The 24,098-nt window shown below is 60.7% G+C and carries 25 protein-coding genes and 1 tRNA gene; 15 read left to right on the top strand and 11 right to left on the bottom strand.

Going from position 1 to position 24,098, the window contains the following annotated elements:
- Positions 1 to 71: 71 nt before the first annotated feature.
- The 11 genes from prfB to Q9Q94_RS13875 all read left to right on the top strand — a co-directional run bounded on the left by prfB (position 72) and on the right by Q9Q94_RS13875 (position 12,857).
- A protein-coding gene (prfB, locus tag Q9Q94_RS13925; RefSeq protein ID WP_305980712.1) for a peptide chain release factor 2 occupies positions 72 to 1,176 on the top strand; the annotation gives its coding sequence in 2 pieces (ribosomal slippage) (positions 72 to 152 and positions 154 to 1,176; 1,104 coding nt in all).
- Positions 1,177 to 1,190: 14 nt separating this feature from the next.
- The gene (locus Q9Q94_RS13920; protein WP_305980711.1) at positions 1,191 to 1,700 is read left to right on the top strand and encodes a VOC family protein; all 510 of its coding nucleotides are present in this window, start codon (positions 1,191 to 1,193) and stop codon (positions 1,698 to 1,700) included.
- On the top strand, positions 1,700 to 2,986 hold the full coding sequence (locus Q9Q94_RS13915; RefSeq protein ID WP_305980710.1) for a hypothetical protein: 1,287 nt from the start codon (positions 1,700 to 1,702) through the stop codon (positions 2,984 to 2,986). Before Q9Q94_RS13920 ends, Q9Q94_RS13915 begins: the two co-directional genes overlap by 1 nt.
- Entirely contained in the window at positions 2,983 to 3,690 is a 708-nt protein-coding gene (locus Q9Q94_RS13910) for a hypothetical protein (RefSeq protein ID WP_305980709.1), read from the top strand. Before Q9Q94_RS13915 ends, Q9Q94_RS13910 begins: the two co-directional genes overlap by 4 nt.
- The gene (locus Q9Q94_RS13905) at positions 3,687 to 4,385 is read left to right on the top strand and encodes a hypothetical protein (RefSeq protein ID WP_305980708.1); all 699 of its coding nucleotides are present in this window, start codon (positions 3,687 to 3,689) and stop codon (positions 4,383 to 4,385) included. Before Q9Q94_RS13910 ends, Q9Q94_RS13905 begins: the two co-directional genes overlap by 4 nt.
- Positions 4,386 to 4,444: 59 nt before the next feature.
- On the top strand, positions 4,445 to 7,237 hold the full coding sequence (locus tag Q9Q94_RS13900; protein ID WP_305980707.1) for an ATP-binding protein: 2,793 nt from the start codon (positions 4,445 to 4,447) through the stop codon (positions 7,235 to 7,237).
- Between the two features lie 223 nt (positions 7,238 to 7,460).
- Positions 7,461 to 8,543 carry a GGDEF domain-containing protein gene (locus Q9Q94_RS13895; RefSeq protein ID WP_305980706.1) on the top strand — a complete coding sequence of 361 codons (1,083 nt, stop codon included), beginning with the start codon at positions 7,461 to 7,463 and terminating at the stop codon, positions 8,541 to 8,543.
- Positions 8,544 to 8,675: 132 nt separating this feature from the next.
- Positions 8,676 to 10,190, top strand: coding sequence for a lysine--tRNA ligase (gene lysS, locus Q9Q94_RS13890; RefSeq protein ID WP_305980705.1), 1,515 nt, complete (start codon positions 8,676 to 8,678; stop codon positions 10,188 to 10,190).
- Positions 10,191 to 10,298: 108 nt separating this feature from the next.
- Entirely contained in the window at positions 10,299 to 10,895 is a 597-nt protein-coding gene (xpt, locus tag Q9Q94_RS13885; protein ID WP_305980704.1) for a xanthine phosphoribosyltransferase, read from the top strand.
- 58 nt (positions 10,896 to 10,953) lie between these two features.
- A tRNA-Ser gene (locus Q9Q94_RS13880) sits at positions 10,954 to 11,043 on the top strand.
- 167 nt (positions 11,044 to 11,210) lie between these two features.
- Complete coding sequence (locus Q9Q94_RS13875; protein WP_305980703.1) at positions 11,211 to 12,857, top strand: site-2 protease family protein; 1,647 nt, start codon at positions 11,211 to 11,213, stop codon at positions 12,855 to 12,857.
- 85 nt (positions 12,858 to 12,942) lie between these two features.
- Here Q9Q94_RS13875 and flgJ read toward each other — a convergent pair whose 3' ends face one another.
- The 9 genes from flgJ to flgB form a co-directional block, all read right to left on the bottom strand.
- A complete protein-coding gene (gene flgJ, locus Q9Q94_RS13870; RefSeq protein ID WP_305980702.1) occupies positions 12,943 to 13,836 on the bottom strand; it encodes a flagellar assembly peptidoglycan hydrolase FlgJ in 894 nt (297 codons plus the stop codon).
- Between the two features lie 4 nt (positions 13,837 to 13,840).
- The gene (locus Q9Q94_RS13865; RefSeq protein ID WP_305980928.1) at positions 13,841 to 14,926 is read right to left on the bottom strand and encodes a flagellar basal body P-ring protein FlgI; all 1,086 of its coding nucleotides are present in this window, start codon (positions 14,924 to 14,926) and stop codon (positions 13,841 to 13,843) included.
- Positions 14,927 to 15,123: 197 nt separating this feature from the next.
- Entirely contained in the window at positions 15,124 to 15,798 is a 675-nt protein-coding gene (locus tag Q9Q94_RS13860; RefSeq protein WP_305980701.1) for a flagellar basal body L-ring protein FlgH, read from the bottom strand.
- Between the two features lie 15 nt (positions 15,799 to 15,813).
- Positions 15,814 to 16,596 carry a flagellar basal-body rod protein FlgG gene (gene flgG, locus Q9Q94_RS13855; RefSeq protein ID WP_305980700.1) on the bottom strand — a complete coding sequence of 261 codons (783 nt, stop codon included), beginning with the start codon at positions 16,594 to 16,596 and terminating at the stop codon, positions 15,814 to 15,816.
- Between the two features lie 88 nt (positions 16,597 to 16,684).
- On the bottom strand, positions 16,685 to 17,425 hold the full coding sequence (flgF, locus tag Q9Q94_RS13850) for a flagellar basal-body rod protein FlgF (RefSeq protein WP_305980699.1): 741 nt from the start codon (positions 17,423 to 17,425) through the stop codon (positions 16,685 to 16,687).
- Positions 17,426 to 17,466: 41 nt separating this feature from the next.
- Positions 17,467 to 18,693 (bottom strand): flagellar hook protein FlgE, encoded by a 1,227-nt coding sequence (gene flgE / locus Q9Q94_RS13845; protein ID WP_305980698.1) that lies wholly within the window; start codon positions 18,691 to 18,693, stop codon positions 17,467 to 17,469.
- A 14-nt stretch (positions 18,694 to 18,707) separates the two neighbouring features.
- Entirely contained in the window at positions 18,708 to 19,385 is a 678-nt protein-coding gene (locus Q9Q94_RS13840; protein ID WP_305980697.1) for a flagellar hook assembly protein FlgD, read from the bottom strand.
- A 24-nt stretch (positions 19,386 to 19,409) separates the two neighbouring features.
- A complete protein-coding gene (gene flgC / locus Q9Q94_RS13835; RefSeq protein ID WP_305980696.1) occupies positions 19,410 to 19,814 on the bottom strand; it encodes a flagellar basal body rod protein FlgC in 405 nt (134 codons plus the stop codon).
- An 11-nt stretch (positions 19,815 to 19,825) separates the two neighbouring features.
- Positions 19,826 to 20,230, bottom strand: a complete 405-nt coding sequence (gene flgB, locus Q9Q94_RS13830) for a flagellar basal body rod protein FlgB (RefSeq protein ID WP_305980695.1) — start codon at positions 20,228 to 20,230, stop codon at positions 19,826 to 19,828.
- Here flgB and Q9Q94_RS13825 point away from each other — a divergent pair.
- The 4 genes from Q9Q94_RS13825 to Q9Q94_RS13810 all read left to right on the top strand — a co-directional run bounded on the left by Q9Q94_RS13825 (position 20,219) and on the right by Q9Q94_RS13810 (position 22,223).
- On the top strand, positions 20,219 to 20,449 hold the full coding sequence (locus Q9Q94_RS13825) for a hypothetical protein (RefSeq protein ID WP_305980694.1): 231 nt from the start codon (positions 20,219 to 20,221) through the stop codon (positions 20,447 to 20,449). The genes flgB and Q9Q94_RS13825 overlap by 12 nt on opposite strands.
- 176 nt (positions 20,450 to 20,625) lie before the next feature.
- Complete coding sequence (gene flgA / locus Q9Q94_RS13820; protein ID WP_305980693.1) at positions 20,626 to 21,231, top strand: flagellar basal body P-ring formation chaperone FlgA; 606 nt, start codon at positions 20,626 to 20,628, stop codon at positions 21,229 to 21,231.
- Positions 21,232 to 21,435: 204 nt separating this feature from the next.
- Positions 21,436 to 21,747, top strand: coding sequence for a flagellar biosynthesis anti-sigma factor FlgM (gene flgM / locus Q9Q94_RS13815; RefSeq protein WP_305980692.1), 312 nt, complete (start codon positions 21,436 to 21,438; stop codon positions 21,745 to 21,747).
- Positions 21,744 to 22,223, top strand: coding sequence for a flagella synthesis protein FlgN (locus tag Q9Q94_RS13810; protein WP_305980691.1), 480 nt, complete (start codon positions 21,744 to 21,746; stop codon positions 22,221 to 22,223). Before flgM ends, Q9Q94_RS13810 begins: the two co-directional genes overlap by 4 nt.
- A 155-nt stretch (positions 22,224 to 22,378) precedes the next feature.
- Here the strand turns inward: Q9Q94_RS13810 and Q9Q94_RS13805 are convergent, their stop codons facing one another.
- Together Q9Q94_RS13805 and Q9Q94_RS13800 are read right to left on the bottom strand one after the other, a co-directional pair.
- Positions 22,379 to 23,128: a PP2C family serine/threonine-protein phosphatase gene (locus Q9Q94_RS13805; protein WP_305980690.1), complete on the bottom strand. Its 750-nt coding sequence runs from the start codon at positions 23,126 to 23,128 to the stop codon at positions 22,379 to 22,381.
- A 97-nt stretch (positions 23,129 to 23,225) separates the two neighbouring features.
- Positions 23,226 to 24,095 carry an HDOD domain-containing protein gene (locus Q9Q94_RS13800; protein WP_305980689.1) on the bottom strand — a complete coding sequence of 290 codons (870 nt, stop codon included), beginning with the start codon at positions 24,093 to 24,095 and terminating at the stop codon, positions 23,226 to 23,228.
- Positions 24,096 to 24,098 lie beyond the last annotated feature (3 nt).

Raw genomic sequence — 24,098 nt, 5'->3', positions numbered from 1 at the left:
ATGCAGGGAAACCCAAGCCCAGCGGGTATAATCCGGCCCCTGATAATCGAAACTGTCACGGAAAGCCAACAATGGAAGCAGAACGCCTCAACGCCGTCGCCAACAAGATCGCCGAGCTGAAGACCCGGGATCAAGAACTCCGGAGGTATCTTTGACTACGATAACAAGGCAGAGAAGCTGATCGAAGTCAGCAAGCAACTGGAAGATCCGGCGGTCTGGAATGACCCCAAGCGCGCCCAGGACATGGGTCGCGAGAAGAAAGAACTTGAAGGCGTGGTGCTCACGCTCGACAGCATCAGCCAGGGACTGGTCGATTGCGCCGACATGTTCGAACTGGCCACCTCGGAAGACGACGAAGAAACCTTTGTCTCGGTGGAAACTGATGTAGGCGATGTCGAAAAGCGCGTTGCCGCGCTGGAATTCCGCCGCATGTTCAACAACCCGATGGACCCGAACCCGGCCTTCATCGAAATCCAGTCTGGTGCGGGCGGCACCGAGTCGCAGGACTGGGCCCAGATGCTTGAGCGCATGTACCTGCGCTACTGTGAGCGCAAGGGCTTCCAGGTCGAGCTGATGGAAGAATCCGAAGGTGAAGTGGCTGGCATCAAGAGCGCCACCATCAAGATCACCGGCGAATACGCTTACGGCCTGCTGCGCACCGAAACCGGCGTGCATCGCTTGGTGCGCAAGAGCCCGTTCGACTCGAATGCACGTCGCCATACGAGCTTCGTGTCGGTGTTCGTATTCCCGGAAGTCGATGACTCGATCGAGATCGAGATCAACCCGGCCGACGTGCGCACCGACACCTACCGCGCCTCGGGTGCGGGCGGTCAGCACATCAACAAGACCGACTCCGCCGTGCGTCTGACCCACGTGCCCACGAACACCGTGGTGCAGTGCCAGAACGACCGTTCGCAGCACAAGAACAAGGACGAAGCCTGGAAAATGCTGCGTGCCCGCCTGTATGAGCTGGAATTGCGCAAGCGTCAGGCCGAGCAGCAGAAACTGGAAGACACCAAGAGCGACATCGGCTGGGGCCACCAGATCCGCTCCTACGTGCTGGACCAGTCTCGCATCAAGGATCTGCGCACCAACTACGAAGTCGGCAACACCCAGGGCGTGCTCGATGGCGATCTGGATGGCTTCATCGAGGCCAGCCTGAAACAGGGCGTCTGAGGTCCGGTCGCAGCATGCTTACAACGCAGTCAGCAGACCGCGTGCAATGTGAGGTGATCGGCATCGATCACCTCTACATTGCCGTATCTGATCTGGCACGTTCGGAAGCTTTCTACGACACGCTCTTCGCCCTGCTCAGCTTCCGCAAGAACAGCTTCCAGCTGGGTGGGGAGCCACACGTCCAGTATTACAACCGGCATTTCGGTTACGTGTTGAGACCCGCCCGCTCGGCTCAGCCGCATGACGCTTATGCGCCGGGCCTGCACCATTTCTGTTTCCGGGTGAACACCGCCGCCGAAGTCGAACAACTGGCACGGGAGCTCAATCTGGCAGGTATCCCGGCGTCCGGCGCCCGGCTTTATCCAGATTACGCTCCCGACTATGTCGCCACGTTTTTCGCCGATCCGGATGGACTCCGCCTGGAAATCACCAATTACCGGCTCGAACGCCAGCAACGTCATGACTGCTGGGACGACATGCCCGGCGAAGAACCTGACTCCTGCTGCACTGACAACCCAAGCTGATGACAGAACTGCCTGATTTTGACATCGCCGAATTCCTGACCCCCGGCATCGAGCCCGACGACGTACCCGCGCTGTGGTCGCTGGTGCGTTCGCGCGAGCTGATCAACACATTCATCACGCTCTTCCGTGGCGGCGAGGAAGAAGTGTTCATTCGGCTCCACGTGCTGCGTGAAGTCGGTGGCCGCGCCGACCACCCGCGCTGGCTGCCCGAAGAGCTACGCCGCCACTTCGCCTATATCGACCCGATCAAGCTCGAAACCGTGCTTGGGCGCCTGCGTGCCAACAACCTGCTGATCTACGGTGAAGACGGCGCCTACCAGTTCTCGGACGCAGGTCGCAACGCGGTTGCGGCCATGGCCGTGCTCTTGAGATTCGGCGAGAACGAAGATTCCGAACTTGGCTTCCTCACCACCCAGCTCGCCGGCATGCAGGCCACTGGCACCGTCACGCCGGAACTTCTGCAGCATCTGCTGGCCAAGCTCAATGCGCTGACCGCTTCGTTTGAAGAAGCCATCGCCTCGGGCTCCGAATTCCGCATCCTCGATGCGCGCTCGCGCCTCTCCGGCAACATGCGCTGGCTGGAAAAAGGCACGAATGTGCTGCGCGGGCTGCTGGGTACCGAGGAAATCACCCCGGAAACCAGTCGCATCGCACACGCCATCGGTCTTGCGCAAAGTCGTCTGGCACGCGTCGACGCGGCTTTCCAGCGTGCGCTGAACAAGATCGAAGCGCAGCGCGTCACGTTGGGCGCCTCGGGTGTGTCGTCTTCCGACGCTGCCGCCTGGCTGCGCAATCTGGATATCCGCCGCATCGCGGCACTGGCTGACAGCGCGCTGACCGCTGGACCGCAGATGCAATTTGTCGCCGGCGGGCATGAACTGCTCGACCGGGCGGAAAGCTCGCTGTCTGAAGAAGTCCGTCAGATGGAAGCGGACACCCGTCTGCCCCCCGCTGCTGAAGCACCGCAGGACGAAACCCCGCCGACCGAAGACCTGGGCCTGTTGATCAAGCTCTCCGAGCGCCTCGCCGGGATCCCGAGCGCAGCCCCTGCCGCCAGGCTGGTACAAGGCGGCGGTTTCGGCCCGGCCAGCTATCGCCTCTCGCTCCTATCGCTGCTCGGCAACGAAGAAGCCGGCGCCTCCGGCCCGGTCGCCGATCTGACCCAGATGCCTTACGACCTGATGCTGGAAGACTGGCTGGTCGAGGTCATGGAAGACGAAATCTCGCATATCTCCGCTGGCAACGTTGTTCGCCGCGAAACTCCGCTTGTGGAACCCGAAGCATGAGCCACGAAATCACCGAACTCACCGCCCGCCTGCTGGCCCACCGCTGGCTGCCGCGCTCCGATGCGCAAGTGCGCCGCGCGCTGGTCGACGAAGCTTTCCGCCTCGAGCTTGAAACCCGCTTGGCGGCGGTTGGCCTGCAACTGCTCGACAACCCCTTTGCCGAACATGTCGCCGTCGGCCTGCAGGATGAAGTCACCGACGCCGTCTTCGGCGGGCGCGACTATCAGGCCAGCACCATGGGCCTCACGCGCGACGAGATCGCGCTGCTGATCGTCATCTGGGCGCTGATTATCCTGCCCAAGCGCGAGCGCCAGCTCGGCCGCCGCACGGTGGAGGACGACGGCCAGAACGACATGTTCGGTCAGGAAAAACCCATCGTGCACGGCGAGGAAGTCTCCGGTGCCATCTCCGAAGCCTCGCTGCTCGCCGACTTCGGCAGCCAGCTCGGTGGCCGCACCAAGATCCGCAACTTCGCGCTGGGCAAGCTCGCGCGCCTGGGCTTCATCGAGCGCCGCAACGGCTACCTGTTCGAAGGGCCGCTGCTCGACGTGCTGCTCGATTACCGCGTGCTCGCCGACCGCATCATCAACGGTACCCTCGCCGACGTGCTCGCCGCCGCTGGCCGCGCCCTGCCGGCCAACCTCACTGAGGAAGAGATCGAAGAAGACATCGATCTGGACAACGAAGTGGAATCGCGCCGATGAAATCCAAAAACAAGCCCCCTAGATGGCTTGTGTCGGACGGTCGCTATCAGGAATGGCTGAAGCATGTCTTTGACCGCCCGGAATGCAATCAAGGCTGGTTTTTCGAAACAGACGACCCAGGCTTTGATGCAAACCGAGAAACCCTAATGGAGTTGGTAACCAGGACTTTCACCCTCGCAGGAACAGACCTTGTTGCTTACTCAGACAAGCAAGTAAACGACGGCATCAAATATCTTATTTATTCCGGGTGTTCGGACATTCCTTTTGCATTGATGGATGAAGCACAGCCGCAAACAAAGCGCTTGGAACTAATCGATTCAATCGAAAATTTATATAGAGACTGCTTCGCTAAACGATGCACTCCAGTCTTGGGGCACATTTCGGAGCGTAGCCCAAGCCCGCTCAACGATGTCTGTTACATGTTCTGGGATATATCCAATCTTGCGTACTGGGAAGACCCCCGGCACAAAGATCGATCTGTCACCTATGCAGCCATCGTTAACATGCTTGGCAAGATTTTGAGATCAGAAAACATTGCCTGTATTGAGAGTGCACTGCATGGCCTTGGCCACATCCATAGTTACGCCCTTGATGTCGTCGAATCCACAATCGAACGGTTTCTCAAGGGCCAACCAAACCTGCCAGAAAAACTACTGCAATACGCACATGCCGCAAGTCGGGGACATGTGCAATGAGCCTTTCTTTTTCCAGCGTTTCGCGCGATAGCCAACACTTCCTTTCACGCCAATAAAACATGTTCCACATCCGCGATATCGAACTCGTTCACTGGGATTTCTGGCGCCGCTTCACGCTGCCGCTGGACGCCCAGATCATCACCATCGTCGGGCCCAACGGTTCGGGCAAAACCACGCTGCTGGACGCCATGCGCACGCTGTTTGCGCTCAAGTGCTCGGGCAAGCGCGATTTTCGCCGCTACGTGCGCCGCGCCAACGCGGGCTTTGCGTGGATCCGCACCACGGTGTCGAACAAGCCCGGCAGCACCGGCAAGCGCCCATTCTTTCCCTGCCTGAAAGACGAAGTCACCCTGGCCTGCCGCATCAAGCGCGCGGGCGGTGACTGGACCCGCGAATACTGCATCGAGGATGGCCTCGTCACGGTCGAGCAGCTGGAAGAGACGGCCCAATTCGTCGGTCTGCGTGATTACCAATCGCGGCTGGCCTACGCTGGGCTGACCCCGGCGATTGCCAAGGTGCTCTCACTCGAACAGGGCGATACCGACAAGCTCTGCGAATACTCGCCACGCGCCCTGCTCGATCTGGTCTTCGACGTGTTCGGCGACAAGGAAGTACTGGACAACTATCAGGCCGCCCGCGAAGAGCAGAAGACCGCCCAGCGCGAGCTCGAAGCGCTGGCACTGGACCTCGAAAAGCTCAAGGCGCAGGCCGAGGGCAAGCGCATGGAAGCCGAGCGTTTTCTGGAGTGGCGCGAGCTGTACAAGGAAGCGACCGATCTCGAAGCCGAAGCCATCCCGCGTCTGGAAGTGGCCGAACTGCAGACCGAGATCGACAGCTGGCGCGGCAAACTGCGCCGTGCGCGGCTGGACGTGTACGAAGCCGAGCACACCCTGAACAACTCGGACGCGCGCATGGCTTCGCTGGCCGGCGAAAAAGCCCAGGCCGAAGCTGGCCTGAGTGAAGCCAGCGCCCGCCAGAAGGAACTCGACGCGCAGTGGCTCACCGCCCGCGATGCGCTGCGCGATATCGACAAGAAGCTCGCCGAGCGCGATGCCCTGCGCGAACGCGTCGCCAAGGAACACGGCGAAGCCGCACTGGACTCCGAAGACGCCGCCGCCAATGCCTACAACGACTGGCAGGCCGCCCGCACCAAGGTGCGCGAACTGACCCAGCGTTTCGAGGAAGTCAGCACCCGTCTGCGCGAGGCGCAAGGCAAGGGCGCCACGCCGCAGGACCACGAGGTGCAGCGCTTCCGCAGCGCCCTCAATGACGCAGGCATCGAGCACAAGCTGCTCGCCGAGATCACCGAAATCACCGACCCGGCTTGGCAAGGCGCACTGGAAGCCATCCTGCGCCCCTACCGCTCGCTGATCCTGCTCGAAAACGATGGCGACCGGCACGAAGCCTGGGCGCTGGGCGAGCGCGAGCGCTTCCGCCACTTCGTCGTGGCCGACCGCGCGCCCTGCCCCGATGCCCTGCCCGGCAGCCTGCTCGAAGTGGTGCGCTTTGCCGGCGAGCCGCCGAAGTGGCTGGCCGAGCTGCTCAACCGCATCCGCCGCGTCGATAACGCCCAAGCCGCGGGCAAGCTGCCGCGCGATCAGGACTGGATCACCCGCGAGGGCTACCACCGCGAGCGCCGTGGCGCGCGTCACCTTGGCGTGCCGCATGACTTCTGGTTTGGCGAGCTGGCACGCACGGCGCGTCTGGAAGGCCTGCAACAGGAAATCAGCGAACTCGACAAACAGCTCAACTGGGCGCGCAAGAAGCAGGACGAGCATGAAGCCGCGATGAAGACCGCGCGCGAAAAGCTGCTCGGCATGCAGGCCGCCGAGCTGATGCTGGCCCGCGCCGCCGAATTCGAAGCCGCCACGCAGGACAAGCCCGCGCTGCAGGACGCCTTCAAGCGCGCCGAAGCCGATCTCACTGCTGCGCGTGCCGAGGTCGATCGCTGCAAGGAGCGCCTCGCCGGCATCGCCATCGAAGCCGACCGCCGCGCCCGCGATCTGGCGCAGGCGCGCGAGGTGCTCAAGCGCGTGGCTGGCGAAACCCGCCCCCAGCGGCTGGAGCAGACCGCCCGCCTGCTGCGCCTGCGCGGCAAGCGCCGCGGCATGCCCAAGCACTGGCTGGAAGCCGATGCGCTGAATGAGCTCGCCGAGCACTACGGCGGGCTGGCGGGTGCGCGAAATGAACTCACGCGATTGAAGCGCCGCCTGCATGACGGCGACTGGCCGCAGGACGAGGCCGTGCTGATCGTGAAGGAAAAACTCTCGCTGGAACTCACCCAGCGCGAGGGCGACTACGGCCAGCGCATGGCCTATTCCGAACGCACCAAGACCATGGTGGACGAAGCCCGCGCTGCCTACATCGCGCGGCTCCGCGCCACCGTGCGCCAGTACGGCAAGAACCTGCGCGCGCTGGGCGACCTCTCCGGCGTGGGCGTGGAATGCCCGGTGCCGGTGCTGGAGAACGACGACGCCACGCTCGCTGCAGCCGGGCTGGAAGTGGCCTTCGACTTCGACCAGAAGGGCGCGCAAAGCCTCAACGACGGCGAAGCCTCCGGCGGCCAGCAGGTGATGAAATCACTGATCCTGCTGATCGCGCTGCTGATGGACGACGCCCGCCCCGGCGGTTTTGTGTTCATTGACGAGCCCTTCGCGCACCTGGACGTGGCCAACATCGACCGCGTCGGAGCGTTTTTGCGCGCCACCCGCGCGCAATACCTGATCACCACGCCAGTCACCCACAACGCCAACGTTTTCCAGCCCGCGCAGCTCACGCTGATCACGCGTAAGAAGAAACCGGCAGACAGTTGGGCACCGCCCATCGGGGTATTGCGACGGCAGATTGATTGAGCACAGTGAAAAGCCGCTTGTGGCGGACATCTACACGAAGCATGCCTGAAGACCCGCATGCTGCCTTATTCTGCAGCACACCTGTCTGCACAGGTCCGCCACAAGCGGCTTTCCGGGAAGGGGGCTGCAGATCAGGGTTTTCGGCAGATGCAAAAGCAGGTAAAGATTCCCTTGCCGGCGCCGATACAAAACGGAGATGCGCTTGTCCCCGGACCCTGCCTAGATGAGAACAGAGATCGCCCTGCTGCGCCTGCTCAAGAAGATCCAGTCCCTGGAAGCTTCGCGTGACCGGCTGTCCATTGCCGAATCCGTAGTAGTTGCCACGCTGGAAATCCTGGATGCACGCTTTGCCTTGCTGCACGGTTTTCGTGCCACCCCGCACGGCTACGTGACGGCTCCGCTGTCCTGGGCCGTGTCGGAAGGTGAATCTGCCACCACCAATCTCGACCATCTGGACGTCGAGGAAACCCATCTGGCAGCCGAGCCGCTGCTGGAGGAATGCGCCCTGGCCAGCAATGGCTATGCCCTGATTGAGGAAGACGGGCGCTGCACCCTGGCGTTTGCCATCGGTCCGGTCGGCGCGCCGGTCGCCGTCGTCGAAGTGCATTGCGACAGTGCCCCGACCGACGCGCTGCGCGACTGCATCCACGAGCTGCTGGGCATTTACGCCGAACATCTGGGTCTGCTCGACTACGCCGAGCTCGATACGCTGACCCGTCTGCACAACCGCAAGACCTTTGACGAAAACTTCGACCGCTTCATTGGCATGGTGGAGCAAGCCGTCCAGCGGCGCGAAGGAGGGGTCAGTGCCGACGTGATTCAGGATCGCCATTGCTGGCTGGCGGTGGCAGATATCGACAAGTTCAAGCGCATCAACGACAACTTCGGCCACCTGTTCGGCGATGAAGTGCTGATTCGCGTCGCCGATCTGATGAAGAAGAGCTTCCGTGGCAGCGACAAACTGTTCCGCTTCGGCGGCGAGGAGTTCGTCGTACTGCTGCGTTTCATCTCGGCCGAAAACGCCGAGCACGTCCTGGAGCGCTTCCGGCTTGCGGTTGAAGAGCATGAGTTCCCGCAGGTCGGTCAGGTGACCTGTTCGCTGGGCTATGTGCAGATCGATCCACTGCTCACCCCCGCCGAAATTCTGGGGCGCGCCGACGAAGCCCTGTACTTCTGCAAGGAAAACGGACGCAACCAGGTTCAACGCTACGAAGATCTGGTCGCCCAAGGGCTGATCGCCGCACCGGTGGAGGCCCAGATCACCAATGCTGATCTGCAGGCGGATATTGATTCGCTGTTTGATTAGCCGCGGTATCGCAAAACCGCCGTCATCACCCCGATTTTCGACGTGCGACTCGCGATTTCTGCTCTGATCGGTCAAAATAACGGACTTTCCGCAGCCAACATGTCTGCGACACCCTGAATCCGGGAAACGACCATGTCAGAACAGAACAACATCCCCGCCGAACAAAGCGTGCAGGACGAGAACCACATCATCGCGGAGCGTCGCGCCAAACTGGCCGAATGGCGCAAGACCGGCGCAGCCTACCCGAATGACTTCCGCCGCGAGAACTTCGCCGACAAACTGCACGCCAGCTATGGCGAGAAGAGCGCCGAAGAGCTCGAAGCCACGCCGCTGACCGTAACTGTCGCCGGCCGCATCATGCTCAAGCGCGTGATGGGCAAAGCCTCTTTCGTGACCATTCAAGACATGTCCGGCCGCATCCAGCTCTACATCACCCGCGACAACGTGGGCGAAGAGCTGTACGCCAGCTTCAAGACCTGGGATATGGGCGATATCGTCGGCACCACCGGCCTCCTTGTGAAGACCAAGACTGGCGAGCTCTCGGTCAAGTCCGAATCCCTGCGCCTGCTCAGCAAGTGCCTGCGCCCGCTGCCGGACAAGCACCACGGCATGCAGAATCTGGAAATGCGCTACCGCCAGCGCCATCTGGATCTCATCACCAATGACGAATCGCGCGCCACCTTCATCGCCCGCAGCAAGCTGATCTCCGCAATCCGCCGCTACATGGATGGCCATGGTTTCCTCGAAGTGGAAACCCCGATGATGCACCCCATCCCCGGCGGCGCTTCGGCCAAGCCCTTCATCACGCATCACAACGCGCTGGACCAGCAGATGTTCCTGCGCATCGCGCCGGAGCTGTATCTGAAGCGCCTCGTGGTCGGCGGCATGGAGAAGGTCTACGAGATCAACCGCAACTTCCGCAACGAAGGCCTCTCACCGCGCCACAACCCCGAATTCACGATGATCGAGTTCTACGAAGCGTATGCGGACTACCGCACGCTGATGGACTTCGTCGAAGGTCTCCTGCGCCACGCCGCGCGTGAAGCGCTGGGCACCGAGCAGTTCCAGTATCAAGGCCGCGACCTCGATCTGGGCAAGCCCTTCGACCGCCTCACGGTGATCGAAGCGGTGATGAAGTACTGCCCGGAATATTCGGAGGCCCAGCTCACCGACGAAGTCTGGCTGCGTGAAGAATTGACCAAACGCAAGGCGCTGCCCAAGGGCGAAGTCGGTATCGGCGCACTGCAACTGGCGTTCTTCGAAGAAACCGCCGAGTCGCAACTGTGGAATCCGACCTTCATCATCGACTACCCGGTGGAAGTCAGCCCGCTGGCCCGCGCCTCGGACGTCAACCCCGGCATCACCGAGCGCTTCGAGCTCTTCATCGTCGGCCGCGAAATCGCCAACGCCTTCTCCGAGCTGAACGATCCGGAAGATCAGGCCGAGCGTTTCCTGTCGCAGGCCAAGGCCAAGGATGCCGGTGACGAAGAAGCCATGTACTACGACGCCGACTACATCCGCACGCTGGAAAGTGGCCTGCCGCCCACCGGCGGCTGCGGCATCGGCATCGACCGCCTGGTCATGCTACTGACCGACAGCCCGGCAATCCGGGACGTGATCCTCTTCCCGCAGATGCGTCCGGAGTAAGCGCGCGCAAAACACCCTTCAGACAAACCGGGCTCGCGGCAACACGAGCCCGGTTTGCGCTTTGAGAACCCAGTTTCCACTTCATCGAATCCACCAGCAGGCCACAGCATGAATATCTCACTGATCAGCCCAATGCCCGAACTCGCCGAACGCATCGAACGCGAAGGCATCGTCCAGGGTAATGAAATCCTCAAGATCGACCATTTCCTGAATCACCGCATCGAGCCCGGTTTCATGCAGCGCATGGCCCGGGAGATCGCCGAGCGCCTGCGTCAGTTCAAGCCGGACATGATCCTCACCGCGGAAGCCAGCGGCATCGCGCCAGGGCTGATGGTGGCACTCGAACTGGACGTGCCGATGGTCTACGCCAAGAAATACCATCCAGATGTCGAGATCCCCTCCATCTCGCGTGTCATCCCCTCGCCCACCAAGGGCGGGCAGGTCAAGATGGTCGTGAGCCAGAAGTACCTGACTCCGGGGCTGCGCGTCGCCATCGTGGATGACTTTCTCTCCAACGGCCGCACCGCCACTGCACTGGTCGAAATCACCAAGGAAGCAGGCTGCACCCCGGTCGCCGCAGCCTTCCTCGTAGCCAAGAGTTTCAAGCAAGGTCACAAGATGCTGGAAGCAGCCGGCGTACCGGTCGTTACCCTGGCGCAAGTCGACGCGCTCATCGACGGCAAGGCGATCCTCGCCAAAGGCTGAAAAATCCTGCCCTGAAAGCTGGACAAAGCCAGTCAGCCCTATATAATTCGCGGCTCGCGGAGAGGTGGCAGAGTGGTCGAATGTACCTGACTCGAAATCAGGCGTAGGTGTAAGCCTACCGTGGGTTCGAATCCCACCCTCTCCGCCACAGATGCAGATAAAAAGCGCCTTTCGGGGCGCTTTTTTGTTTCTACCCATCTTTCTACCATATCCCTTCAAGCCTCTTTTAGCGCTTGGGAGCAGAGTCTGGGAAGACTCAGCCCGACTGAATTGAACATAAGTTCTTCTACACACGCACATTCGCATGGCTGACCATTGCAGCCTTGCTGCTGGGGCTGGGGCACGCACATCCTGCAGTACTGGGAATTCTTCCCCGCCACGCTCATCGACACCTTCAACATGGAAGGACTTGCCGCCTACGGTGTCGCGTTGTTCTGCGTGAAGCTACTGCACGAGCTGGGGCACGCCTTCACGGCAAAGCGTCTGGGGTGTCGCGTGCCCACCATGGGCGTGGCCTTTCTGGTGATGTGGCCCGTGGCCTACACCGACACCAACGAAACCTGGCGCCTTACCGACTCGCGCCAGCGCCTGCAGGTCGCCGCAGCAGGCATCGTGACCGAACTCATCATTGCGGCCTGGTCGACACTGGCCTGGGCGCTGCTGCCCGACGGCGCCTTGCGCTCGGCAGCCTTCATGCTGGCCACAACCAGCTGGGTTGCTACTCTGGCCATCAACGCCAGCCCCTTCATGCGCTTTGACGGATACTTCATCCTGTCCGACTGGCTCGACATGCCCAACCTGCACGAGCGCAGTTTTGCGCTGGCCCGCTGGAAATTGAGGGAGCTGCTTTTCGCGCTTGGCGAAGCGCCTCCCGAGCACATCGGCCGGGCCAAACAACGTGCGCTGATCGCCTTCGCCTGGACCACCTGGTTGAATCGCCTGAGCCTGTTTCTCGGGATTGCGCTGCTGGTCTATCACTTCTCCGTGAAGCTGATCGGCATCGTACTGTTTGCCGTTGAAATCCTGTGGTTCGTACTGGCTCCTTTCAGGCAGGAGTGGCTGGCGTGGAAGCAACGCTGGCCGACCATCCGGAATAGCAAGCGCACTTTCTACAGCGCCATCGCTTCGACCATGATGATCGTGCTGCTTGTGCTTCCCTGGCCCGGCCGCATCAGCGCCAGTGCAATTCTGCGCCCCGCAGAGTTGTGGCCGGTATTCTCACCTTCGGGGGCCCATGTCGACGAAATGCCCTTCCGTGATGGAGACAAGGTTGCAGCAGGCAGCGTACTCATCCAGCTTCATGTGCCCGACCTCGAAATGTGCCGCCAGACGCAAGTGGCCAAAATCGAACGTCTGAGCTGGCAAGCCGCCGCATCCGGATTCGACTCCGAGTCGCGCAGCCATCTCTTGGAAAACGAAAATCTGCTCGCCTCCGCACAAGCCGAGGCCGCCAGCCTCGCGGCCGAATCATTCCAGTACGCGCCGCGCGCTCCGTTCAGCGGCCAATTCCGTCTGCTCGACCCCGACATGCAACCCGGCCAGTGGGTTGCCCGACGAGAAAAGATTGCGCTGCTCATCCGCGACGATGGTCGCCAGGTCGTTGAAACCTGGCTCGATGAGGAGGCCGTGCAACGGATTGCCCCCGGCAATCCGGCCCTGTTCATCAGCGACGCGGCTGACGGAGCAGCCCTGCATCTGACGGTGGCCAGTGTGGACCACGATGCCTCCCGAACACTCATCCATACAGAACTGGCCGCCGAACTGGGCGGGCACATCCTCACACGGGAAAAAGGCGGACAACGGATTCCCGAACGGGCGTCTCACCATAAACGCACGCTGGGAAGCCCCCGCCTGGCCTTACCTGCGCCAAGCCGCAGCCGTTCTGATCCGCGAACTGGGTTTCTGACGCTCATGGAATATTGGCCGGCAAGGGCATTCAAACCAGCGGGGAAAGCATCCTGACAGGGAGCTAAAGGCTTTCTGAAGAGCCGCATGCAGCCTTGCTCTGCGGGCAGGCATGCTGAAGAGGTCCGCCAGACACGGGGTTTCAGCGTGCTGATCCGATCATTCCCTGCCGCAGGGTGTTGCCATTGATCACGCGGGTGAGCTTGTCGGCATACGCCGGGTCAGTGGCATAGCCGCCCTGCTGCAGGGCGCGAGCAAAGCCTTCGGCGTCGGTCTGGCCGCGCACGGCGGTGTAACGCGAAGACTGGCCGACAAGGCTGGCGTAATCCTGAAAGGATTCGGCATACGAACCGTAAGCGCGAAAACGTTCGGTACGGGTGACGGGCTGGCCGTTTTCGTATTCAAGGGTACGCGCCTCGACAACAGCGCCCTTCCAGTCCTTGCCCGCCTTGATGTTGAAGAGGTTGTAGCTGGAGCTTCCATCGGCGCGGGTGATGACGGATTTTCCCCAGCCGGTTTCAAGCGCAGCCTGCGCGACAAGAAAATGTGCGGGCACGCCGAGCGTGCTCGCGGCCTGTTCAGCCTGTGGCCAGACCTGGCTGACGAAATCCTGCGCATTGGCACTGTAAGGCACGCCCAGACTGGCTGTCGCCGCTGCTTGCGGGCTACTGCCGACAGTCTGGGGCAGTGCGTTGACTGGCGGGCCTTTCAGGTCGTAGGTGGCGGGACGCTGGTAATAGCTGCCATCAAGCTGACGTTCGATGAATTTCGCCAGACCGACACCACCACGCTGGGCCATCACGGCCGTGAGTTGCTGGTCGTGCAGGCTCTGGTAGAAGCGCGTGGAGTCGCTCTCGAACATGTTGTCACTGCCCATCGATGAAGTAGCCTCACGCATGCTCTTCATCACGGTTTGCAGGAACATGGCTTCGAACTGCTGGGCAACGAGCTTATTGGACTCGGGCGACTTGTTCTTCGCCGCCAGCTTCAGGTTGCTCAGACTGCCCGGATCGAGGACGTTGATCTGGTCGATCATGGTTTCAGATCACTTCCAGTTCGGCACGCAGGGCGCCGGCAGCCTTCATGGCCTGCAGGATGTTGATGAGGTCCATCGGTGTGGCGCCCACGGCATTGAGCGCCTTGACCACTTCGGTGAGCGTGACGCCGGGCTTGAAACGCATCAGGCTGGATTGATCCTGCTTGATATCGACCTGCCCGGCCTGCGCCACGACAGTCTGCCCCGCCGCCAGCGGATTGGGCTGACTGACCTGGGTTTCGGTATTCACGGTCACAGTGAGATTGCCGTGAGCAATGGCACATTCGAGCAGTGACACGTTCTGGTTCATCACCACCGAGCCGGTGCGTGAATTGACTGTAACCCGTGCTGCGGCGGTGATCGGCGTAACCTCGAGATTCTCGACACGTCCGAGGAAGGCAACGCGTTCATAGGGCACCTGAGGGGCGCGCACCTGGATGCGGCGCCCGTCCAGCGGCCAGGCCATGGTTTCGCCCATTCCGATGTTGATGGCGTCAGCCACGCGCTGTGCCGTACCGAAGTCGGCCGTCGCCAACTCGAACAGTACGTGATCAGCGGAACCTACGGCGGTGGGCACGGCACGTTCGACTGTTGCGCCCGCCGGAATACGGCCGGCAGACAACTGGTTGATCTGGGTTCTGGCACCACCGGCCGAACCACCGGCGCCACCCACGATCAGATTGCCCTGGGCAATCGCGTAGATCTGTCCATCGACGCCCTTGAGCGGCGTCATCAGCAGCGTACCGCCCTTCAGGCTCTTGGCATTGGCCATTGAAGATACGGTGATGTCGAACTGCTGCCCGGGCTGGGCAAACGGCGGCATCTGCATGGTGACCATCACGGCCGCCACGTTCTTGAGCTGCAGCGTAGTGCCGGGAGGAATCGTCACACCGAGGTTGCCAAGCATGTTGATCAGGCTCTGGGTGGTGAAGGGCGCCTGAGAAGTCTGGTCACCCGTTCCATCCAGGCCCACGACAATCCCGTAGCCGACAAGCTGGTTGTTGCGCACCCCGGCGATGGTCGCAAGATCCTTGATGCGCTCGGCTTGCGCTGCGCTGATGAGTGAGTCGTGAGGGGTGAGAAGCAGCATCAGCGCAAGCGCGCACACGGCCCGTGAGCCCGATCGCCAGCAGTCCAGAAGAATATTCATCATCTCAGCATCCTTTACTCAAGCACAGCCTGAAAAGCCGCGCCCGTATTGCCTTTTCAGCAGCCCTGTCTGAAAACCCAAGCAGGGCGCGGCTCTTCAGGCATGCCCTGCTCCGCACTCCGCCGCAGGCGGATCGATCAGAACGGCAAAACATTCATGAAAATGCGCTGCATCCATCCCATGGTCTGGGCCTCATCCATGTAGCCACTGGCCTTGTATTCCACCCGCGCATCGGCCACCTGCGTGGATTGCACGGTATTGGAGGACGTCACATAGGTCGGATTCACCACGCCGGAAAAACGGATGAACTCCTGCCCCTGATTGATGGCCACCTGTTTTTCGCCCGAGACCAGCAGATTGCCATTGGGATAGACCTCGATCACGGTGACTGTCACCGTGCCGGTGAAGGCATTGTTGGCCGCAGCCCCCCCCTTGCCGGCAAAGGTCTGATCAGCCCCGGCGGTGGCACTCATGTTCGTTGCAAGGTTTTTCCCCATGACCCCTGTTATGACGGGAGCCGCCATTTCGACAGAGGAAGCACGGTTGGCCGAGGCGTTGGAAGACTTGCTGGCCTGATTCTTTTCAACAAGATTGATGGTCAGCGTATCGCCGATGTAGCGTGCGCGGCGGTCTTCGAACAAGGAACGCGAACTCGCACTGAAAATCGAACCGGTCGCTTCGACAGCCTGCGCCGGTGGCACGGGCCTCGCCGTCATCGGCTGGTGCACGTTGGTTGTCTGCTGCAGAAAACTGCAGGCAGACAGCATGCACGGCACCAGCAAGAAGGCGTAACGGGAAAAAGCGGAGCTCATGATCAAAGTCCTGCCTCAGAGCTGCGCCAGCTTGGCCAGCATCTGATCGGCCGTCGACACGACACGCGAATTGATCTCGTAGGCGCGCTGGGCTTCGATCATGGTCACCAGCTCTTCCGCCACATTGACGTTGGAGGTCTCAACGTAGTTCTGGTTGAGCACACCGGTACCATTGGTTCCCGGGGTACTCGGCGTCGCGGTTCCGCTGGACGCCGTCTCCAGAAAGAGATTTTCGCCCGTACTGAGCAGACCGCCTGGATTCACGAAATTGGCGATCTGGATCGTGCCGATCTGCGCGGCAGCGACCTGCCCGGGCTGGGTAACGCTAACCGTGCCATCCTTTGCAATGGTGATGCTCAACGCATCAGATGGGATGGTGATCGCCGGCTGAACAGGATAACCACTGGAGGTCACCATCTGTCCCTGAGAGTCTTTCTGGAACGCACCATCGCGGGTGTAGGCGGTCGTGCCATCCGGCAGCTGGATCTGAAAATAGCCCGAGCCCTGGATTGCCACATCCAGAGTGTTGCCCGTCTGCTGCAGGTTGCCCTGGGTCTGGATGCGCTGCGTAGCCACGGTGCGCACGCCGGTTCCGATCTGCAGGCCGGAGGGAATCTGGGTGCTTTGCGAGCTTTGTGCCCCGGGCTGCCGCATGGTCTGATACAGCAGATCCTCAAAGACAGCTTGCGCACGCTTGAAGCCGTTGGTACTGACGTTGGCCAGATTATTGGAAATCACATCCAGATGCGTCTGCTGTGCATCCAGGCCGGTTCGGGCTACCCACAAAGCTCTGATCATTTTGCTTCTCCTGTTGCCAACAGCTTATGCCTGCGCGGGCCAGCCATCACGCCGATAACCGCCGGTTTTCACCGGCTTTCCTCGACGATCAGCCCATGGCCAGCACCTGGGTGGCAGCTTTGTCGTTTTCCTGCGCACCCTGCAGCATGCGCGTATGCATTTCGTAATTGCGGGCCAGCGAAATCATGCTGACCATCTGTTCGACCAGATTGACATTGCTGCCTTCCAGATAGCCACCGCCTACGCGCACCGCCTCATCCACCTCGGCCGCTTCACCACTCTGGAGGCGGAACAGGCCATCCCCGCCGCGCACCAGCTGATCCTCTGGCGGATTCACCAGCTTCAGGCGTCCCACGGCATTGGCAGCGTTGCGTGAACCGGTAAGTGGTACCGCCGTGATCGTTCCGTCGGCAGCGACCTCAACCGAGTTGTCCGGCGGAATCGAAATCTGCCCGGCATCACCAGCGACTTCCAGCCCGCCCTGCGTACGCAGGACTCCATTCACATCAATCGTGAAGCTGCCAGAGCGGGTATAGGCCTCTTTGCCATCCGGCAGGGTTACGGCCAGCCAGCCTTTGCCATTCACGGCCACATCCAGCTCGTTACCCGTACGCTGCAAAGGCCCGGTCGAAAAATCGCTGCCTACCGTGGCATCGACCACGAAGGCGCGTGTTGGCTGCGCCTGGGATTGCACCTGCACCGCGCGCAGGCGATGCAGTTCGGCGCGAAAACCGGTCGTCGACGCATTGGCCAGATTGTTGGCCACGGCGGCCTGCTGGCCCATGGTGGCCTTGGCGCCAGTCATTGCGGTGTAGATCAGCTTGTCCATGACGCGTGCCCCGATGCTTTATGCAGACTTCACTCTCTTGATTAACGCAGGTTGACCAATGTCTGCATGATCTGGTCCTGGGTCTTGATCGATTGCGCATTCGCCTGATAATTGCGCTGCGCCGTGATCATGTTGACCAGCTCTGCCGTCAAATCCACGTTGGATTCTTCCACCGAACCTGCAGTCAATTGCCCCAGGCTCCCCGTCAATGGAGCTCCCACCAGCGGCTGCCCCGAGCGTGGCGACTCGCCCCACAGGTTGTTACCAAGCGAAAGCAAGCCCTGGGGATTGGCAAAATTGGCCAACACTACCTGTCCAAGATTGCGGGTCTGCCCGTTGCTGTAACGTCCTTGAATGATCCCGTCATCACCGATGGTGATACCGGACAGGCGCCCGGAGGCAAAACCATCCTGAGTCTGCTTGTTGACCCCGAAAGCACTGCCGTATTGGGTACTGGAGGTCAGATCAAGCGCAACACTGAAGGGAGAAACCGCACCTGTCGTGACAGTCAGACCTGCAATCGTCAGCGGCATTGGTGTCGTCAGCTGACCGGTACTGGAGAACGTCAATGGTGTGGCAGCAGCACTCGTTGCTCCACCGTCGAGCTGGGTGTACATGTTCCAGTTTCCGCCTCCTGCCGTGCGGAAATACAGGGTCTCGATGTGTGCATTACCCAGGCTGTCGTACACCGTCACTGAGGTCGAAGAGTTGTAGGTCGACGGATCGGGGTTGGCACTGGAGGGAACCCAGGGATTGGTCGGAACCGTGCTGCGCGAATCCAGGTTAAGCCCCATTGCAATATTGGCAGACTGCGCCGGCATCAGATCGGAGGTGTCGATATAGATGCTCGTCGGACTGGCCGGCAAAATTGCGCCGGTAGAACTTGCCGGGTAGCCGGTCAGCTGATAGCCCTGCGTATTGACGATGTAGCCGTTCTTGTCGACCTGAAACTGGCCGTTGCGCGTGTAAGCCACAGCGCCATTGTTGTCCATACGGAAAAATCCCGCGCCGTTGATGGCGACATCAAGCGGGTTGTTGGTCGGCGTGATGTTGCCCTGATTGAAGACCTGGGAGACCTGACCAATCTGGGTTCCGATCCCGATCTGCAAGCCGGCTGAAGCCCCGTTCAGGGCAGAAGCGTATACATCGGCAAACTGGGTACCGGATAGCTTGAAGCCAACGTTGCTGGCATTGGACACGTTATTGCTGATGACATCGAGGGCTTTCGATGCCGAGTTGAGCCCGCTGAGACCTTGCTGGAATGCCATGATTCTGCTCCCGGTTACAGGATGAGCTTGATATCGCCCATCGACACACGTCCCAGGCTGCCGACGTCAACCTGGATTTCACTTCCACCGGTAATCACACTATTGACCGAAGCCAGTTGCAGCGTGCTTGCCGTCACCTTGGTATCGCCCTTGTAAGCAGTGACCGAAACCTTGTACATCCCATCAGCAACAGCCGTGCCACTTTCGTTCTTGCCGTCCCAGACAAATTCGTGGGTACCCGCAGTCAGGGCCCCCAGATCAATCCGCTTGATTTCAAGTCCGTTCTTGTCGGTAATCGTCACACTCACCTTGTCGGCCGCCGATTCGAGCTCCACACCGCCAGCGGCCTGGCCTGAAATCACCTGCATGCCAGTTCCCGGAACCAGCACGGCATGCCCGACCAGCGTCGCCGCCTGAAGAGCCTCGCTGGACTGCATGCTGCCCATCAGGGTTTTCAGGGTCGCATTGAGTTGGGTAATGCCATCGACCGTACTGATCTGCGCCAACTGCGACGTGGTCTGGGCGTTGTCCATCGGGTTGAGTGGGTCCTGATTCTTGAGCTGCGTGGTCAGCAGCTTCAGGAAGCGATTCTGCTGATCCTCGACAGTCGTCGTGGTCTTCGTCGCCGAACTTCCGTTCAGGGAAGCGTAGATATCCTGCGCCGCGCTGTTTACCGTAGAGGTCGTTGTCATCTCAATTACTCCTGCTCAGAGCCATTACCCCTGGCCCAGCGCGATCGTGCGCTGCATCAGGGTTTTGGCGGTATTCATCACTTCGGCGTTGGTCTGATATGCACGCGAAGCGGAAATCATGTTCACCATTTCTTCGACCACATCCACATTGGACATGGTGACGTAGCCCTCAGCGTTGGCGACCGGGCTTTTCGGGTCGTAAACCATGCGCCCCGGCGCAGCACTGTCGACCACCTGCTGCACGCGCACGCCCTGCCCGCTCGGCCCCATCTGCACGGCCTGAAACACCACCTGCTTGGCTTTGTAAGGCTTGCCGTCGGCCCCCACTGCGCTTTCCGCATTGGCCAGATTGCTGGCCGTGGTATTCAGCCGCATCGACTGCGCATTGAGCGCAGAACCCGCGATATTGAAGACATTGAGCATGCTCATGACGAATCCCCTTACTGACCGGAAACTGCCTGCTGCATGGTGCGCAGCATTCCACTGATAAAGGACAGGCTGGCTTCATACTGCACAGCGTTCTCGGCAAAAGCGGCGCGTTCGGTATCCATGTTGACGGTATTGCCATCGACGCTCGACTGCTCTTCGTTGCGATACATGAGCTGCGGCGAAGTTGCCGTGCCGCTTGCATTCAGGTGCCGGGCCGACGTCGTGGCCAGTGCTATCGGACGCCCCACACGGCCCTGCAACGCACCGGCGAGCGCGCTGCCGAACTCGATGTCACGCGCCTTGAAATTCGGCGTATCGGCATTTGCAATATTGGCCGCCAGCACTTCCTGGCGCTGGGCGCGCAGGTTGAGGGCGGTCTGATGAAAGCGCAGGGCGTTGTCGAGTTGGACGTTCATTTCTTCCACTCCATTCAAGAGTTCTTCAAACATGGTCGTCGTTCCCTTGTTCAGAGCATTGCACGGGTATTCGACGAACTCATTGCAGCTTCTATGCCAGCCATCCTACGCGCCGCAAACAGTGCTTCAGCGGCCGATAAAGCGGCAAAAGCACCTGCATTCCCGGCATCCGGCAAAACCCCGGCGGCAATGTTTGCCGGCAATCGCCAAAGGAAGTGAATAGGCCTGTACTACAGCGCCTGTTTGCCGCTTCGACGACCGGACAAACATGTTTCAATACGCCAGTCACCGCTCCAGGTCATGCCATGCGTGCAGCCTTTGCACTCCTTCTGCAACTATTTCTGCCAGCCCTTTGCAGTGCTGAGGTTCAGTCAGCATCGACAGCGCAGGCAGCCATGCAGATCGCTATCGGAGACTTCCTGCGTGCACAGACAGCAAACCTGCCCGGCAAGGTCAGCATCGAAACCGGAAAGCTGCCGGAGGACGAGCGACACGCTGGCTGCCAGCGCTGGCAGGCCTTTCTCCCTCCCGGAGCACGCGCCTGGGGACGTGTATCCGTGGGATTGCGCTGCCTGGCCGGAACGCGCTCGGCGCTGTATGTAGCCGCTCGGGTGCGGGTTGAGGGAAGTTATCTGGTGGCGGCCCGTCCCATCGGCAACGGCCAGACCATCGAATCCGGCGATGTGAAAGTGGTTCAGGGCGAACTCACCGCACAGGCTCCCGATCTGCTCCTCAACGAAAAAGAGGTCATCGGTCAGATCGCCCGCAGCGCCATAGCCGCCGAACGTCCGCTCCAAGCGACCCTGCTCCGTCCGCAGCCGATCATCCAGGCAGGTCAGCGCGTCCAGGTGATTTCTTTTGGCCAGGGCTTTACGGTCAGCAATGAAGGACAGGCACTGGCCGCCGCCGTAGCAGGCCAATCCGTGCGGATCAAACTTGCCAATGGCAATGTGGTCAGCGCCATAGCGCGTGACAATGGAGTCGTGGAGGTCCGCAACTGATCAGCCGCCCGGCCATTCATCGGCAAATTTCTCAAGGAATCCCGCCACAAGCCGTTTTCAGAGGCAGAGCAGGTTGTCAGGCACGGTAAAAACGCCTAAAGTTTTCGCCGTTGCCTCCGATAAGCTTGGTGTGGCATCGCGAATGCCTTATATAAAAACAGGCCTCGCTGGTATCACGCATACCTTGAGCCGAAGGGAAACGCCGTGAAAATCGATAATTCATCAATCAAGTCGCCCGGATCCGTGGTCAGCGAGACCAAAACTCGCTCCCCGCGCGAGGCGTCGTCCAGCTCCAGTGCTGCGAGTGGATCAAAAGTCCAGCTCTCCTCACTGGCCAGCCACCTGCAGCAGCTTGAGCAAACCATAGCCGACACTCCGGTCGTCGACAGCGGCAAGGTCGAGGAAATCAAAGCCGCGATCTCGCAAGGCCGATTCCAGGTCAACCCGGAAAAGGTTGCCGACGGCTTGCTCAACAGCGTGCGCCAGATGCTGGCTGCCCAGCCGCGTAGCGCGTGACAGGCACCCCTGACAAAAAAGCGCTTCGCCAGCGCCTTCTGACCATTCTGGTTGCGGAAACGCAGCAGGTGAATGAATTCGTCGCGACCCTGGAACAGGAACGCCAGATCCTGTCGGGGCGCGATGTAGAGCCTTTGTATCCGCTCTCGGAACAGAAATCCCGTCAGGCCCGCCAGCTTCAACAGCTCGCCGACAGTCGCAGCGCCGTGCTGGCACAGGCCGGGCTACCCCACGACAAAGCCGGTATCGAAAGCCTGATCGGCAGCGAAGGCACGCAAATCTGGCACACCTATCTGGCAGCAGCCACCCGTGCCCGCCAGCTCAATCAGGAAAACGGCACGCACATCACCGAGCGCCTGGCCCAGAACCATCAGGCCTTGGCCGTGTTGCTGGCCCATTCCGACCAACCTACGGTATATGGGCCGGATGGCTCCTCGCGCACCCGTCCGGGTTCGCGCCTGCTGGGCAGCTACTGAAAGCCTGAAACAAGAGTTTCTGGCTAGCCATGCCCGGAGAGCCTCGCCCCGCCTTGATCTACGGGCAGGCATCGGCAACCCGTCACCAGACATCCCTGAGCCGCAGGCATGCCTGAAGAAGTCCGCCAGAAGCGGGTCTTCAGGCATCCATTCGATCAGGTCGGCATGATCTTGATGATCGCCAGGGAGATGTTGTCGCCCACACCCTCACCGCGACTGCGTGCGGCGTTGATCAGCACGCGTGCTGCGGCGCGTGCATCCAGTTCATGCAGGGTACGGCCCAGCTCCTCGTCACCCACCAGGCCCCACAGTCCATCCGAGCAAAGCAGGAAACAATCACCCGGCTCCAGATCGGACAGACCATCCAGATCGATGCGCGGCTCTTTCTCGGCCCCCAGACAGGACAGCAGCAGGTTGCGCTGAGGGTGATGCAGCGCCATTTCTTCGGTAATGCGGTTGGTGCGGATCAGCTCACCGACCAGCGAATGGTCCGGTGTATGTGACACCATCTTGCCGCGCCGGAAGTGATACAGCCGCGAATCACCGCAGTGCCCCCAGTCAGCATGGCCGGGACGCAGGACCATGACCACCGCCGTGCTGTGCGGATCGGCCTCGCTGGTGAACCGCGTGAGCTTGATCACCACATGCGCTTCGTCAATCACGCTGCGCAGGAATTCGTGGATCGATTCATCGCCGGAGGGCTGGTAAGTCGAAAAATTCTGCTTCGCCTTGAGGATCACCTGCTGGGCGGCAATCGCCCCGCCGGTGTGCCCCCCCATGCCGTCTGCCAGCACCGCCAGCAGGCAATCAGAACGCGTGGGATGCGGCAGGATGGCAACGCGGTCCTGTTGGTCGTGGCGGTCGCCAATGTGCATGGCAGCGCAGGTATCGATGGCAAAGGGCATTATTTGGTTTTATATGGTTTTGGTGTTTTTGATAATTCTAAAGCCAGAATCCTGCCGCGTTTCACTCCATGCGATAACCGGTCACAAAAATAGTCCCCTATTCTGCCTGCACGCCACAAAACGCATCGAGCACTCCGTCACAAAACTCGTTCAAATCATCGGGATGAAGACCCAGTTCTTCGAGAACGCCGGTCGCAATGCGCGGCCATTCCGGATTGCTCAGTCCCCGCTCTTCGGAATAGATATGAATTGCCAGTTGCAGTACAGCCACCATCGAACGCGACGCCTGGGCACTGAGGCGGTTCAGTTCATGATGATGCAGGATCGCATCCGCCACAAAATCCGGCAAGCGCCAGTGACGGGCCAGCAGATAGCCGATAGAGCAGTGGTCGACCTTGAAGGCATGATCTTCATCCCTGACATCCGCCCACTTGCCAGCCGAGCCGTCCACCCCGGTCGCCTTGCAGTACTCCGGGAAGCGCTGCATCAGCACCGGTACGCCACAATCATGGAAGATGCCAGCCATATATGCCTGCTCGGGAAAGATGTTGCACACCGAGACACGCTCATACGCCACCAGGGAGGCCAGCAAGGCAATATCACCTGAACGGCTCCAGAACTGCTGGAGCACCGGGCGCTTGCCTTCCAGTGCCGTAGTCAGACCGTAGGACTGCACCAGCAGAGCAGCCTGCCGAATCCCGACCAGCGCAAGAATCTGCTCGATCGATTGCGGAGCCCGCCGTCGTGCAAAGGCCGCCGAGCGCGTGATCTTGTAAAGCATGGCGGTCAGGCCGGCATCCTGTCCGATCACATCGGCCATCGCCCGCAGATCCATGTTGCTGTTTTGCAGCATGCCCAGTACTTCCTGTACGACGCTGGGCTGCGGAGGAATGCGAATGCCCGAAGAAATCAGCCGGGCTACTTCGGCATCTACTTCATCAAGAGAGTGATGGATGTCTGGCTTCATCTG

It is taken from the genome of Uliginosibacterium sp. 31-16, assembly GCF_030730865.1.
GTDB lineage: Bacteria > Pseudomonadota > Gammaproteobacteria > Burkholderiales > Rhodocyclaceae > Uliginosibacterium.
The sequence above is the reverse complement of the archived record's forward strand: the minus strand, read 5'-3'. Positions and strand labels throughout refer to the sequence as shown.

Excerpts from the sequence above, each read along its gene's own strand:
- flgG (WP_305980700.1), bottom strand. The coding sequence starts at position 16,596 with ATGATCAGAGCTTTGTGGGTAGCCCGAACCGGCCTGGATGCACAGCAG.
- flgC (WP_305980696.1), bottom strand. The coding sequence starts at position 19,814 with ATGAGCATGCTCAATGTCTTCAATATCGCGGGTTCTGCGCTCAATGCG.
- flgF (WP_305980699.1), bottom strand. The coding sequence starts at position 17,425 with ATGGACAAGCTGATCTACACCGCAATGACTGGCGCCAAGGCCACCATG.
- Q9Q94_RS13800 (WP_305980689.1), bottom strand. The coding sequence starts at position 24,095 with ATGAAGCCAGACATCCATCACTCTCTTGATGAAGTAGATGCCGAAGTA.
- flgJ (WP_305980702.1), bottom strand. The coding sequence starts at position 13,836 with ATGATCGACCAGATCAACGTCCTCGATCCGGGCAGTCTGAGCAACCTG.
- lysS (WP_305980705.1), top strand. The coding sequence starts at position 8,676 with ATGTCAGAACAGAACAACATCCCCGCCGAACAAAGCGTGCAGGACGAG.
- Q9Q94_RS13805 (WP_305980690.1), bottom strand. The coding sequence starts at position 23,128 with ATGCCCTTTGCCATCGATACCTGCGCTGCCATGCACATTGGCGACCGC.
- flgB (WP_305980695.1), bottom strand. The coding sequence starts at position 20,230 with ATGAACGTCCAACTCGACAACGCCCTGCGCTTTCATCAGACCGCCCTC.
- Q9Q94_RS13915 (WP_305980710.1), top strand. The coding sequence starts at position 1,700 with ATGACAGAACTGCCTGATTTTGACATCGCCGAATTCCTGACCCCCGGC.
- Q9Q94_RS13900 (WP_305980707.1), top strand. The coding sequence starts at position 4,445 with ATGTTCCACATCCGCGATATCGAACTCGTTCACTGGGATTTCTGGCGC.
- flgA (WP_305980693.1), top strand. The coding sequence starts at position 20,626 with ATGCAGATCGCTATCGGAGACTTCCTGCGTGCACAGACAGCAAACCTG.
- xpt (WP_305980704.1), top strand. The coding sequence starts at position 10,299 with ATGAATATCTCACTGATCAGCCCAATGCCCGAACTCGCCGAACGCATC.
- Q9Q94_RS13895 (WP_305980706.1), top strand. The coding sequence starts at position 7,461 with ATGAGAACAGAGATCGCCCTGCTGCGCCTGCTCAAGAAGATCCAGTCC.
- flgE (WP_305980698.1), bottom strand. The coding sequence starts at position 18,693 with ATGGCATTCCAGCAAGGTCTCAGCGGGCTCAACTCGGCATCGAAAGCC.
- Q9Q94_RS13905 (WP_305980708.1), top strand. The coding sequence starts at position 3,687 with ATGAAATCCAAAAACAAGCCCCCTAGATGGCTTGTGTCGGACGGTCGC.
- Q9Q94_RS13910 (WP_305980709.1), top strand. The coding sequence starts at position 2,983 with ATGAGCCACGAAATCACCGAACTCACCGCCCGCCTGCTGGCCCACCGC.
- Q9Q94_RS13920 (WP_305980711.1), top strand. The coding sequence starts at position 1,191 with ATGCTTACAACGCAGTCAGCAGACCGCGTGCAATGTGAGGTGATCGGC.
- Q9Q94_RS13865 (WP_305980928.1), bottom strand. The coding sequence starts at position 14,926 with ATGCTGCTTCTCACCCCTCACGACTCACTCATCAGCGCAGCGCAAGCC.
- Q9Q94_RS13840 (WP_305980697.1), bottom strand. The coding sequence starts at position 19,385 with ATGACAACGACCTCTACGGTAAACAGCGCGGCGCAGGATATCTACGCT.
- Q9Q94_RS13860 (WP_305980701.1), bottom strand. The coding sequence starts at position 15,798 with ATGAGCTCCGCTTTTTCCCGTTACGCCTTCTTGCTGGTGCCGTGCATG.